This is a genomic window from Stenotrophomonas sp. ESTM1D_MKCIP4_1 (genome assembly GCF_003086895.1).
Classification (GTDB): domain Bacteria; phylum Pseudomonadota; class Gammaproteobacteria; order Xanthomonadales; family Xanthomonadaceae; genus Stenotrophomonas.
In genome coordinates this window covers 1,191,627-1,204,712 of sequence record NZ_CP026004.1, presented here as the reverse complement: position 1 = coordinate 1,204,712, position 13,086 = coordinate 1,191,627, and the positions used below count along the sequence as shown (strand labels likewise).

7 protein-coding genes are annotated in these 13,086 nt (G+C 66.9%); 2 read left to right on the top strand and 5 right to left on the bottom strand.

Annotated features, from left to right (window positions below; all coding sequences use genetic code 11):
* Window positions 1-127: 127 nt before the first annotated feature.
* The 3 genes from C1924_RS05640 to C1924_RS05630 form a co-directional block, all read right to left on the bottom strand.
* Complete coding sequence (locus tag C1924_RS05640) at window positions 128-1,357, bottom strand: DUF819 family protein (RefSeq protein WP_108764413.1); 1,230 nt, start codon at window positions 1,355-1,357, stop codon at window positions 128-130.
* 126 nt (window positions 1,358-1,483) lie between these two features.
* Window positions 1,484-3,562 carry a S9 family peptidase gene (locus tag C1924_RS05635; RefSeq protein WP_108764412.1) on the bottom strand — a complete coding sequence of 693 codons (2,079 nt, stop codon included), beginning with the start codon at window positions 3,560-3,562 and terminating at the stop codon, window positions 1,484-1,486.
* A 246-nt stretch (window positions 3,563-3,808) separates the two neighbouring features.
* The gene (locus tag C1924_RS05630; protein ID WP_108764411.1) at window positions 3,809-5,773 is read right to left on the bottom strand and encodes an oligopeptide transporter, OPT family; all 1,965 of its coding nucleotides are present in this window, start codon (window positions 5,771-5,773) and stop codon (window positions 3,809-3,811) included.
* Between the two features lie 199 nt (window positions 5,774-5,972).
* Here C1924_RS05630 and C1924_RS05625 point away from each other — a divergent pair, with 199 nt between their 5' ends.
* Both C1924_RS05625 and C1924_RS05620 read left to right on the top strand, forming a co-directional pair.
* Window positions 5,973-7,121, top strand: a complete 1,149-nt coding sequence (locus tag C1924_RS05625) for a heparan-alpha-glucosaminide N-acetyltransferase domain-containing protein (RefSeq protein ID WP_108766979.1) — start codon at window positions 5,973-5,975, stop codon at window positions 7,119-7,121.
* 118 nt (window positions 7,122-7,239) lie between these two features.
* A complete protein-coding gene (locus C1924_RS05620) occupies window positions 7,240-8,994 on the top strand; it encodes an oligopeptide:H+ symporter (protein WP_108764410.1) in 1,755 nt (584 codons plus the stop codon).
* Between the two features lie 21 nt (window positions 8,995-9,015).
* Here C1924_RS05620 and C1924_RS05615 read toward each other — a convergent pair whose 3' ends face one another.
* Window positions 9,016-10,998 carry a prolyl oligopeptidase family serine peptidase gene (locus C1924_RS05615; protein WP_108764409.1) on the bottom strand — a complete coding sequence of 661 codons (1,983 nt, stop codon included), beginning with the start codon at window positions 10,996-10,998 and terminating at the stop codon, window positions 9,016-9,018.
* Window positions 10,999-11,071: 73 nt separating this feature from the next.
* Window positions 11,072-13,057, bottom strand: a complete 1,986-nt coding sequence (locus C1924_RS05610) for a S9 family peptidase (RefSeq protein ID WP_108764408.1) — start codon at window positions 13,055-13,057, stop codon at window positions 11,072-11,074.
* Window positions 13,058-13,086: the final 29 nt, after the last annotated feature.

Sequence of the window (13,086 nt, the reverse complement as noted above, 5' to 3'; positions counted from 1 at the left end):
CAGGACGCCGAAGACGCGAAAGCGTGGTTGATCGAACGCGGGTTGCTGCAGGCGTGACGCGCCGTGAACCGGGGTCAGATCCCTTTTGCTGCGCAAAAGGGATCTGACCCCATCCCCCCGTGCACGATCACCCCTGCCCGGCCAGCGCACGCAGGGTGATGCCGACGATGTAGGCCAGGTACGTGCCGGTGGCATAGCCCATCGTACCCAGCAGCACGCCGACCGGTGCCAGCGCGGGATGGAACGCAGCAGCAACGACCGGCGCCGAGGCCGGGCCGCCGATGTTGGACTGCGAGCCGATGGCGAAGTAGAAGAACGGCACTTTCAGCAGCTTGCCCAGGCACCACAGCAGCACGATGTGCACGGCGATCCAGATCAGCCCCAGCAGGAACAGCCACGGGCGGTCCAGCAGCGCCAGCAGGTCCATCTGCATGCCGATGCAGGCGATGAGGAAATACAGCAGCAGCGAACCCAGCCGTGAGGCGCCCGCGCCTTCCAGCGTACGCGCGCGGGTGAAGCTCAGGCTGAGGCCCAGCGTGGTCGACAGCACCACCACCCACACGAACGGGGCATCCAGGCTGAACTGCGAGGCCCAGCTGACATTCGCCTTGAACCACGCCGCCAGCGGCGCGCCGATGGCGTGCGACAGGCCGACGCCTCCGAAGGCCACCGCCACGATCAGCATCAGGTCGGTCAGGCTGGGAATGCGCTCATGCTCGGCCTGGAAGCGTGCGATGCGCTCCTTCAGTTCGTCGATGGCCGAGGTATCGGCGCCACTGCGCGCGTCGATCCTCGCCGCGCGACCGGCCAGGAAAATCAGCGCCGCCATCCACACATAGCCCACGCCGACGTCGACCACGGCGAACTGGCCGAAGGTGGTCGCGTTGACGTCGAAGACTTCGCGCATGGCCAGCATGTTGGCGCCGCCTCCGATCCAGCTGCCGGCCAGCGCCGCCATGCCGGCCCAGGTATCGCCGGCCACGGTGTCGGGATGGATCGCGCGCATCACCAGGAAGGCCACCACGGCACCCAGCATGATGCTGGCCGAGGCGCCCAGGTACATCAGCACCAGTTTCGGGCCCAGCCGCAGGATGCCCTTGATGTCCACCGCCAGCGTCAGCAGGATCAGCGCCGCCGGCAGCAGGATGTCGCGTGCGATGGGGTTGTAGAGCTTGGTGTTCTGCCCGTCGATGAGGCCGACGGTGTTGTAGATGCCGGGGATGAGATAGCACAGGAGCAGCGCCGGCACGAAGGTGTAGAAGCGCTTCCACGGGCCGTGCTCCCGCGACGCGGTCCAGAACACCGCGCCGAGGGTGGCGGCGATCAGACCGAAGACCACGATGTCGTTCTGGATCATGCAGGCGCTCTGGTACGGGGTCGGATCCCTTTCGCCACGCGAAAGGGCTCTGACCCCAGGGACGATGACGGGGTCAGAGCCCTTCCGCGGTGCGGAAGGGATCCGACCCCTCGGCGCTGCAGCGGCTTATTCGCCGATGTGCTGCTTCAGCCAGGCGTTGACGGTGTCATGCCACAGGATGCTGTTGTTCGGCTTCAGCACCCAGTGGTTCTCGTCCGGGAAGTACAGGAACTTCGATTCGATGCCCTGGCGCTGGGCGGCAGTGAAGGCAGCCAGGCCCTGTTCGACCGGAATGCGGAAGTCCTGCTGGCCATGGATGACCAGGATCGGCTTCTTCCAGTCGGCCACGTGGTTGACCGGGTTGAACTTCTCGAAGTTGGCAGCCTTTTCGTACGGCGTGCCGCCCTGCTCCCATTCGGTGAACCACAGTTCTTCGGTGGCGTAGCCCATCATGCGCTGGTCGAACACGCCGTCATGGTTGACCAGGCACTTGAACGGGCTGTTCCAGTTGCCGGCGATCCAGTTGACCATGAAGCCGCCGTAGCTGGCGCCCAGTGCGCAGGCCTTGTCGCCGTTGAGGAAGGAATACTTCTTCAGCGCGGCATCCCAGCCCTTCTGCAGGTCTTCCAGCGGACGGTCGCCCCAGTGCTGGCTGATCGCATCGGTGAAGGCCTGGCCGTAGCCGGTGGAACCGTGGAAGTCGATCATGACCACGGCATAGCCCTGGCCGGTGTAGGTCTGCGGGTTCCAGCGGTAGCTCCAGCCGTTGCCGAAGCTGCCCTGCGGGCCGCCGTGGATGAGGAACGCGACCGGGTAGGACTTGCCTTCCTGGTAGTTGTGCGGCTTGACCACGTAGCCGTGCACGGTGTCGTTGTTCCAACCCTTGAAGCTGAACTGCTCGAAGTCGCCGAAGGTGACGTCCTTCAGCACGTCGCCAGCGGCCGGGGTCAGCGCGCGCAGTTCGCCGATCGGCTGGCCGGCGGCCGGCAGCAGGCCGACGAGCACCTGGTCGTTGCTCTTCAGGCTGTTGCGGGTGATGGCCACGCTGTTGCCGGCCACGCTGACCGAGGACACGGTGCCATCACCGATGACCTTGGTGGCCTTGCCGCTGGCCACGTCGATCTGGAACAGCGGGTGCTCGCCGAGGTCGTCGGTGGTGGTGTAGATGCTGGCGCCATCGCTGGACAGGTTGATTTCACCGGCCGAGCGATCCCACTGCGGGGCAATCTCACGGGTCTTGCCGCTGGCCACGTCCATCGCCATCAGGCCGAAGCGGTCGGCCTCGAAGCCCGGGCGCTTCATGGCGCGGTAGAACAGGGTCCTGCCGTCGGCGCTGAACACCGGGCCGGCATCCCAGGCCGGGTTGGACGCGGTCAGGTTGACCGGGGCCTGCTTGCCGGCGGCATCGAAACGGTACAGGTCGAAGTTGGTCGACCACGGTTCCTGCTTGCCGGCCACGCGGATGCTGGCGACCACGCTGGCGCCATCCGGCGACCAGGTGAAATCGTCATTGCCACCGAACGGCTTGGACGGCGCGTCGCCATCGATGGTTGCGCTCAGCGCCGAGGCGCCCTTCACCGGGCCGGCTTTGGCGGCCGGCAGCGGCGCCACGAACAGGGTGTTGCGACGGCCGTCGTTCCAGGTGTCCCAATGGCGCACGAACAGCGAATCGAAGACCTTGCCGCTGGCCTTGGCATCGGCCACGTCCTTGAGCTTCTTCTCGGTGCAGGCCAGGTCGGAGGCACAGGCCTGGAACACGCCGGCGCTGAACAGCACGCGGTCGTCCTGCGGCGAGACGTGGTAGCTGTCCACGTCCACCGGGAAATCGGTCAGCTGGCGCGGGGTGCCGCCACTGATGGCCTGCGCGTACAGCTGCTGGCTGCCGTTCTTCGCGCTGAGGAAGTACACGGTCTGGCCGTCCGCGGACAGCGACGCCGAATTGACGTTCCAGCCGGCCGGGGTGATCTGCTTCGGCGGCGCCGCATCGCGGGTACGCAGGTTGCGCGCGAACAGCGCGGTGCTGGCCTTGAGGTTGGCATCGGTGGTGCGCTTGGCGAACACCACGGTGCCACCGTCGGCGGTCAGGACCGGGGCGGAGACACGATCCATGGCCACCATGTCGCGGATTTCCAGGCCACGGGCAGCGGCAACGCTGGGCAGGGCGGCCAGCAGGGCCAGTGGCAGCAGGGCATGACGCAGTTTCATCGGGATCTCCGCAGGACGGCAAAAAACCGATGGTAGGCCTGTGCAGGCGGGGCTGCCAAGGCCATCGGTCATGGCCGCCGGCCAGCGCCGATCCCACCGCCAGAAACAGCAAACCGCGCCGTAGCGCGGTTTGCGGGGGACGACGGTAGTGCCGGCCGCTGGCCGGCAACCAGGCAGATTGCCGGCCAGCGGCCGGCACTACCGGGTCAGAGCCATTCCCGTCGGGAAGGGATCCGACCCCATGGGTTACGCCATCGCGCGCTTGCCGGTGCGGTAGATCAGCCAGCCGACAAGGAACAGCACGCCCAGGCCGATCCACTGCGCGGCCGGCAGGTGGAACGGCAGCGCCAGCACGTCGGCCTGGCTGCTGATCACGATCGGCACGGCGATGGCGATACCCATCAGCGCCTCGCCGGTGATCAAGCCAGCTGCGAACAGCACGCCCGGCTTGTGCACGCGGTCGCGGCCTTCTTCATCATCGCCACGCACCTTGTGGAAGCGCTCGACCAGGTAGGCGATCAGGCCGCCCAGGAAGATCGGCACCATCAGTTCCAGCGGCAGGTAGATACCGATGGCGGCGGCCAGCACCGGCACACGGAAGCGCGAACCGCGCGACTTCAGCCAGCTGTCGAAGGCGATGATGACTGCACCGACCACGGCACCGATGCCGATGAAGGTCCACGGCAGTTCGCCACCGAACAGGCCCTTGGCTACCGAGGCCATCAGGTTGGCCTGCGGGGCGGCCAGCGCGTTCGGGTGCAGTTCGGACTTCACGCCGATGCCGTAAGCGGTGGCCAGCAGGTTCAGCACCGGGGCCATGATCAGCGCGCACGAGAACGCGCCGATGCCCAGCATCAGCTGCTGCTTCCACGGGGTGGCACCGACGATGTAACCCGCCTTGAGATCCTGCAGGTTGTCACCGCCCACGGCGGCCGCGCAGCACACCACCGCACCGATCATGATGGCGGCCACGGCGCCCAGCGGCGCACCACCGGTACCGACCGGCTTGAGGCCGTCGGCGCCCAGCAGCACCACCAGCACCGCCGAAGCGAACAGGATGGTGGAGATGGTGATGCCCGAGACCGGGTTGTTGGACGAACCGATCAGGCCGGCCAGGTAGGCCGAGACGGAAACGAACAGGAAGCCGGCGACGATCATGATGATGGTCATCGGGATCGACACGTGCCACTGGCCGACGATGGCCTGGTACAGGGCCAGCAGCGGCAGCACGAAGACCACCAGGGCGACCAGCATCCACTTCATCGGCAGGTCGCGTTCGGTATGGGCCAGCACCGGCCCGCCACTCTTGCGCGCGGCAGCGAAGCCACTCTTGACGCCGTTCAGCAGCGACTTGCGCAGCGAGATCAGGGTCCAGATGCCGCCGATCAGCATTGCGCCGACACCCAGATAGCGCATCTTCGCGCCCCAGATGGCGAACGCCGCTTCGGTGGACGAGGCGGTGGCGACCGACGCGGCCAGGGCCGGATCGGTGTTCATGAAGAACGCCTGGTAGATCGGGATGGCGATGTGCCAGGTCAGGATCGAGCCGGACACAACCACGATGCCGACGTTCAGGCCGACGATGTAGCCCACGCCCAGCAGGGCCGGCGACAGGTTGGTGCCGATGAAGGCGGTGATCTTCGAGCTCCCGACGTAGGCCGAGGTCGACCAGGCATCAGGAATCAGGCGCAGGCCGCTTTCGGCGGCCAGCTTGACGAAGGCGCCGATGACGGCCGACAGGCCGAGGATCTTCAGGCCCGGGCCGGGGTTCTCACCGGCCTTCAGCACTTCGGCCGCCGCCTTGCCTTCCGGGAACGGAAGCGGGTCTTCGACGATCATGGAACGGCGCAGCGGCACCGAGAACAGCACGCCCAGCAGGCCACCCAGGCCTGCGATGCCCAGCACCCACCAGTACTTGAAGTCCGGCCAGTAGCCCATGATGACCAGCGCCGGGATGGTGAAGATGACACCGGCGGCGATGGACGAACCGGCCGAGGCGCCGGTCTGGACAATGTTGTTTTCGAGAATGGAACCACCGCCCAGCAGGCGCAGCACGCCCATGGAAATGACCGCCGCGGGAATGGCGGTGGCGATGGTCAGGCCTGCGAACAGACCGAGATAGGCGTTGGCCGCCGACAGCACCACCGCCAGCACGATGGCCAGGGCCACTGCGCGGAAGGTGAGCTGCTTGGGCGCAGCGTCATGGTTCATGGAAGCCCCTGCTGGCAAAAAATCCCTTGCACGCTAGCGTTCAGGGAGCGGCAAGTCCAGCGTGCCAAAGGATGGGGCTGCCGGCAGGGTGCAACCGCCCTGCACGCGCACCGGCAACCGACCCATGCAGCAAAGCCGGGCTGGCGGCACTGCAAATGATATGTTATATCTTTCTGTTGATACGTTGCCGTTCCCACGCATGCCCCCTTCCCCCTCCCCCCGGCTGGCCTCCATCGACCAGCTGCGCGGCACCGTGATGCTGCTGATGCTGCTGGACCACGTGCGCGAGACGTTCTTCCTGCAGCACCAGGTGGGCGACCCGATGGATGCCGCCAGCGTGTCCCCTGCCCTGTTCGCCTGCCGCCTGCTGGCGCATCTGTGCGCCCCGGTCTTCGTGCTGCTCACCGGCCTGTCGGCGTGGCTGTATGGCCAGCGCCAGGCCGACCCGCGCCGCGCCACCGCCGCTTTCCTGCTCAAGCGCGGCCTGTTCATGGTGGTGCTGGAACTGACCCTGGTAAACCTTGCCTGGACCTTCCAGTTCCCGCCCGAGACGCTGTACCTGCAGGTGATCTGGGCCATCGGGCTGAGCATGATCGCGCTGGCCGGCCTGCTGTGGCTGCCGCGCCCGGCGCTGCTGGTACTGGGCGTGCTGCTGGTGGCCGGCCACAACCTGTTCGATGACCTGCGCGTGGAAGGCAACGGCGTGCTGGCCGTGCTGTGGAAAGTGCTGCACCAGCGCGACTGGATCGAGGCCGGCGCGCTGCGCCTGCGCACCTCCTACCCGGTGCTGCCGTGGATCGGCGTGATCGCCCTGGGCTACCTGATGGGGCCGTGGTTCGCCCGTGACCGCGACCCGGCGCAACGCACGCGCTGGCTGCTGTGGGCCGGGCTGGGCGCCCTGGCGGCCTTCGCCGCGCTGCGCCTGGCCAACGGCTATGGCGAGACACCCTGGCAACACCAGGACAGCACCCTGCGCACGTGGATGAGCGTGTTCAACGTGACCAAGTACCCGCCCTCGCTGCAGTTCCTGCTGCTCACCCTGGGCGTGGGGCTGTTGCTGCTGCGCCTGTACGAATGGCCGCCGCTGGCGCGCGCCCTGCGCCCGCTGGGCGACATCGGTGCCGCGCCGATGTTCTTCTACCTGCTGCACCTGTACGTGCTGAAGCTGCTGTACGTGGCCGCGCTGGCGATCTGGGGGCCGACCCACGGCAGCCTGTACGCGCTGGATTCGGTGGCCGGCCTGCTGCTGGTGGCCTGCGCTTTGGCGGTGGTGCTCTACCCGCCCACCCTGGCATTTGCCCGGTTCAAGGCGCGCCGCCGCGATCTGGCGTGGCTGCGGTACCTGTAGAAGAAAGGGGACGGAGGGGATTAAGTCGTTTGCGGCACAAACGACTTAATCCCCTCCGTCCCCTTTTTTCCACGCATGGCGTGGATGTACCGGAAGCTGGCGCGCCTATACTTCCGCGATGAATTCCACTGCGATTGCTTCCGACGACTTCCTGGGGCACCCCAAAGGCGTCTACGTCTGCTTCTTCACCGAAATGTGGGAGCGCTTCTCCTTCTATGGCATGAAGGCGCTGCTGCTGCTCTACCTCACCAAGTACCACCTGTTCGGCGACAAGGCCGGCCTGGACCTGCTCGGCGCGTATGGCGGTCTGGTGTACTGCATCCCGGTGTTCGGCGGCATGCTCGCCGACCGCTGGCTGGGCATGCGGCGGGCGGTGCTGTTCGGCGGCATCCTGCTGGTGCTGGGCCACCTGGGCATGGCCTTCGAGGGCCATGCGGCCTACCGGGTGAACGGCGTGGTGGTGCGTGATACCTCGGCCCTGGCGGTGACCTATCTCTCGCTGGCGCTGATCATCATGGGCGTCGGCTTCCTCAAGCCGAACATTTCCACCATCGTCGGCAAGCTCTACCCGCAGGACGACCCGCGTCGCGATTCGGGTTTCTCGCTGTTCTACGCCGGCATCAACCTGGGCGCGCTGTTCTCCTCGCTGGTCTGCGGTTTTCTCGGCGAAGCCTATGGCTGGAAGTACGGCTTCGGTGCCGCGGGCATCGGCATGCTGGCCGGCCTGGCGATGTTCCTGTGGGGCCAGAAGTACCTGCAGGGCCATGCCGAGCCGCCGCAACCGGCCGCACTGAAGCAGAAGGTGCTGGGCCTGCCGCGCGAATGGCTGATCTACCTGTGCGCGGTCATCGGCGTGCTGCCGGTGGCATGGCTGATGTGGGCCGCCGGCAACGGCGCCTTCGCCCTCGGCGGCGAGATCAGCCTGGCGTTGATGCTGATGCTGGTGGTGCTGGGCGGCGTGCTGGTCTGGTTCGCCTGGTTCACCGGCAGCAAGTGCACGCCCGTGCAGCGCCAGCAGATGATCGCGCTGATGGTGCTGATCTTCATGGCGCTGGTGTTCTTCACGATGTATGAGCAGTCCTACGGCTCGTGGGTGACCTTCACCGACCGCCTGCTGACCAAGGACATCGTGCCGGCGCTGGTCATCACCGGCGGTACCCCGCTGCCGTGGTCCATCGTGTCACTGCTGCTGGCGCCGCTGGGCTTCGTGGTCAGCGCGCGCCTGTCCGAACGCCGGCCCGGCTCCAACGCACCGCGCGCGTTCTTCATCACCATCGTCGCGCTGATGCTGGTGCTGCTGGTGCGCGACTGCCTGGTGATTCCGCAGACTGCGGGTTCGCTGACCTACCTGGGCGGCCTGTTCCTGGTGCTGCTGGCACCGGCCTTCGCCGCGCTGTGGACCTGGATGGACCGCCGCGGCTGGGAACCGGGCAAGCCGGTGAAATCGGCCTGGGGCCTGGTGATCGGCGCGCTGTCTTTCGTGCCGCTGGCGCTGGCCGCGCAGCAGGTGGGCGCGACGGGTGAAATGGCCAGCGTCTGGTGGCTGGTGCTGGCCTACTTCCTGCTGGCCAGCGGCGAAATGTGCCTGTCGCCGGTCGGCCTCTCGGCGGTGACCCAGCTGGCGGTGCCGCGGGTGATGAGCCTGATGATGGGCACCTGGTTCCTGGCCACCGCGTTTTCCGAAACGCTTGCCGCACTGTTCGGCAAGCTGGCCGCGATCGAAGTGCCCGAGGGCGAATCACTGGACATGGTGGCGGCCGCAGGCGCCTATGCGCACCTGTTCTGGCTGCTGATGTGGATCGGCCTGGGCTGTGCGGTGGCCGCCTTCATCGCCGCGCCGCTGCTGAAGCGGATGATGCACGGGGTCAAATGACCCCGTTGCAGCACTGACCGCTCAGGGCGCGCTGGCCTTGCCCGCTGTGACGGCTGCGGCGGTCGCCCCACCCAGGCTGCGTGCGAGGAACGCCAGCAACCGGGTGTAGTAATCGCGCTGGTTGGCATCGCCATACAGGCCATGCCCTTCGCGCGCGTAGTACACCGCTTCCACCGGCACGCCAGCCTGCTTCAGCGCCGCCTCCATGCGCTCGGTGTGCTGCACCGGCGCACGCTGGTCTTCGCGGCCCGCAGCCAGCAACACGGGCACTTTGATGGACGCAGCCAGGTTTACCGGCGATACCGCCGCAAGCCCGGCAGGATCACCCAGCCAGTCGCGCAGGTAGTTCAGGCCCGAGGTGCGGTCCTGGATGTCGCCGCGCTTGAACATCATCGGCAGGTCGTAGACGCCCACATAGCCTGCGGCGCACCGGTACAAGGCCGGCTCACGCACGGCCCCCATCATGGCCGAGTACGCGCCGTAGCTGGCGCCGTAGATGCAGATGCGCTGCGGATCGGCGATGCCCTCGGCGATGGCCCAGCGGGTGGCGTCGGTCACGTCATCCTGCATGGCCCGGCCCCATTGCTTCGCGCCGGCCTGGATGTGGGCGCGACCGTAGTTGCCCGAGCCACGGAAATTGATCTGCAGCACGGCATAGCCGGCCGCCGCCAGCAGGTGGTTGTCACGCTCGAAGCCGCCCTCATCGAACTCGCCGATCGGGCCACCGTGCGGGACCACCACCATGGGCAACCCACGGCCGTCGCTTCCCGCAGGCACGGTCAGATAGCCGTGCAACGGCAGGCCATCGCGCGCAACCAGGCTGACCGGGCGCACGCTGGCACCACCGTCACGATCAAACCAGCGATGGCGCGCGGTCAGGAACGCCGCTTCGCGGGTCGCGGTGTTGAACAGGAACCAGTCACCGGGATTGCGCCCCGAATCGACCTTGACCAGGATCCGTGCATTGTCCGCAGTGGCCGACAACAGGCTGACCACCTGGCCGGGGAACGCCTTTTCCAGCATGCGCTGGATCCGCGCAGTGGGCGATTGTTCGTCGAAGAACGCGCTGCGCGGGACTGCCCCCACGAACTGCACGCCCACCGGCACGCGCGTACCGGGCTGGTGAATGATGTACGTCGGGTCGACCACCGTGTCCTGCAGCATGGTGCGGCGCTCGCCGCTGCGCGGGTTCCAGCTGACCACGGCATCGGGCCCATGGACCTGTTCCACCACCAGGTAAGCCAGTTGGTTGTCGGCTGAGAAGCCGACGGGCCGTTCGATGCGCTGGCTGCTGCCTTCGTCGTTGAGCAGGGTCCAGCGACCGTCGTCCTGACGGTAGTAGAGCTTGTTGATGTTGTCCTCTGCGGCGCCATGGGCGAAGCGCAGGACACCGTCGTTGTCGGTGGTGAACGTGGCCCGTTGTACCGGTGATCGCGATACCAGCACGCGCCGGCCGGTGATGACATCCATCCGTTCCAGGCGCGCGCTGGTGTCGTTGGCGAACGGCCACAAGGAAATGAGCACGTTGCGCTCATCCCCCAGCCGTGGATCGGCAACGAACGCGGCGACCGGCTCGACCACGCGCCCGCTGACCTGCCCGGGCTCATCCGGGCGCGCGCGGTAACCGACCAGCAGGTCGCCGCGCTTGCCGTTGGCATCCATCGCGTACAGTTCGCCGGTGGGCCGCGGTGCATCGAGCGCGCCCCATTTCTCGGCCAGGCCGATCAGCAGCCGGTTGTCGCTGACCCAGTCGACGCTGTTGGCGTGGTTGTTGCGCGGCGGGCGGAAATTGCCGACCAGTTCCAGGGTGCTGGTGCGCAGGACGGCGACCGCCGTGGCCCCGTCCAGCGGCACGGTCATGGCCAGGTACTCACCTGTGGGCGAGAGCTGGATGTCGTTGAATTCGGCACGGCGCAGGTAGTCGTCCAGCGCGATGTCGGCCGCACGGACAGGGCTGGCGCCGCACAGCGCGAGCAGCCCGGCGATCAGGAACACAGGCTTCATGGGATTCCCCCATGCCGGGCAGCCTGGGCTGCCCGGCATGCTGAGGCGCACGAACGGCGTGCGCCGGTTGGCGTTACGGTGCCTTGCTGCTGCCTGCCGGCGGCGTGGCGCTGGCCTGCGCCCCACCCAGGCTGTTGGACAGGAACGCCAGCAGGCGGGTGTAGTACTCGCGCTTGTTCTCCGGACGGTAGAAACCGTGGCCTTCGGTGCTGTAGTACAGGCTCTGCACCGGCGTGCCGGCCTTCTTCAGCGCCGCTTCCATCCGCTTGGTGTGCTCGATCGGGGCGCGCTTGTCTTCGCCACCGGCCGCCAGGAACACCGGCACCTTGATCTGCCCGGCAAGGTTGACCGGAGAAACCGCGCCCAGCTTCGCCGGGTCGCCCAGCCAGTCACGCAGGTAGGTCATGCCCGACCCTCGCTCCTGCACGTCACCACGGCTGAACATCATCGGCAGGTCATACACGCCCACGTACCCGGCCGCACACTGGTACAGGCCCGGTTCGCGCACGACCCCCATCATCGCCGAGTACGCGCCATAGCTGGCCCCGTAGATGCAGATGCGATCCTTGTTGGCGATGCCCTGCGCGACCGCCCATCGGGTTGCATCGGTGACGTCATCCTGCATGGCGCCGCCCCACTCCCTCGCACCTGCTTGGGCATGCGCGCGGCCGTAGTTGTCCGAGCCACGGAAGTTGATCTGCAGCACCGCATAGCCGGCGTCGGCCAGCAGCTGCGATTCCATGTCATAGCGCCCGGAATCGAAGACCTGGTACGGTCCACCGTGCGGCAGCACCACCATCGGCAGGTTGCGGCCATCACTGCCGTGCGGCAGCGTGAGGAAACCATGCAGCGGCAGGCCGTCGCGGGCCTTCAGGGACACCGCGCGCACCGGCGCGGTCTTGTCCACGTCCAGCCATTCACTGCGGCTGATCAGGTGTTGCGCCGCCTTGGCCACCGTATCGAACACATAGAAGGCGCCCGGATCATTGCCGGTCCAGGTTTCCACCAGCACCTTGCTGCCGTCGCGCGTGCTGGAGGTGATGTAGACCGGCTGTTTGAAGGCCGCTTCCAGGCTGTGGTACAGGCGTGCATCGGCCGAGGTCTCATCGAAGAACCGGCTGCGGGTGGTATCACCCACGTACAGCGCGCCCACCGGCACGCGGGTGCCGTTGCGGTAGATGATGCGGTACGGATCAACCACGTCATCGGCCAGCACCGTGCGCCGCTCGCCGGAGACCGGGTCCCAGCTGACAATGACGTTCGGCCCCTTCGGCTGCTGCACGTTGAAGTACGCCAGGCGGTTGTCTTCGGAGAAGCCGATGGCGGTCTCGACCCGATGGGTGACGGCTTCGTCGTTCACCAGCACCCACGGAGTGTTGCCCGCCGGGCGGTAGTACAGCTTGTTGACGTTGTCGCTGCCCGCACCTCGGGCGAAACGCACTTCACCCTTGTTGTCGGTGGTGAAGCTGGCATTGCGGACCGGCGAACCGGCGACCTGCACGCGTCGGCCCGAGGTGACGTCCAGCCGCTCGATGCGGGTGTACGGATCCTTGCTGAACGGCCACACGGCGACCAGCACGTTGCGGTCATCGCCGGCCAGTTCATCCGTGAGGAAGGCGGCCACCGCCTCCACTTTCTTCGGCTGGATGCGGGTGCCGGGACCGTTGCCCTCTACCCGGTAGCCGACCAGCAGCTCGCCGCGCCCGCCATTGGCGTTGATCGCGTACAGCTCACCGGTCGGTTGCGGCGTATCCAGCGAACCGAACTTTTCCGACAGCTCGATCAGCACACGCTCGTTGCTGACCCAGTCAAAGCCTGTGGCATGGTTGTTGCGGGGCGGACGGAACGTGCCTACCGGCTTGTTGTCCGCGGTCTGCATGATGACCACCGCGGTGCTGTCCTCGAACGGCAGCGTGGCGGCGTAGTAGTCGCCCCCGGGCGAAATCTTGATGTCCTTGAACGATTCCTGGCGTACGAACTTGTCCAGGTCCACGGCACCGGCCGCGGTCGGCACCGAACAGGCCAGCGCCAGCAGCGCGGCCATCATTGTCTTGCGCATCCTTCCCCCTATACAGCGGACACCCTGTC

What these genes read in the sequence shown, in the direction of transcription:
- C1924_RS05640 (WP_108764413.1), bottom strand. Translation starts at nt 1,357, where the DNA reads ATGATCCAGAACGACATCGTGGTCTTCGGTCTGATCGCCGCCACCCTC.
- C1924_RS05635 (WP_108764412.1), bottom strand. Translation starts at nt 3,562, where the DNA reads ATGAAACTGCGTCATGCCCTGCTGCCACTGGCCCTGCTGGCCGCCCTG.
- C1924_RS05630 (WP_108764411.1), bottom strand. Translation starts at nt 5,773, where the DNA reads ATGAACCATGACGCTGCGCCCAAGCAGCTCACCTTCCGCGCAGTGGCC.
- C1924_RS05625 (WP_108766979.1), top strand. Translation starts at nt 5,973, where the DNA reads ATGCCCCCTTCCCCCTCCCCCCGGCTGGCCTCCATCGACCAGCTGCGC.
- C1924_RS05620 (WP_108764410.1), top strand. Translation starts at nt 7,240, where the DNA reads ATGAATTCCACTGCGATTGCTTCCGACGACTTCCTGGGGCACCCCAAA.
- C1924_RS05615 (WP_108764409.1), bottom strand. Translation starts at nt 10,998, where the DNA reads ATGAAGCCTGTGTTCCTGATCGCCGGGCTGCTCGCGCTGTGCGGCGCC.
- C1924_RS05610 (WP_108764408.1), bottom strand. Translation starts at nt 13,057, where the DNA reads ATGCGCAAGACAATGATGGCCGCGCTGCTGGCGCTGGCCTGTTCGGTG.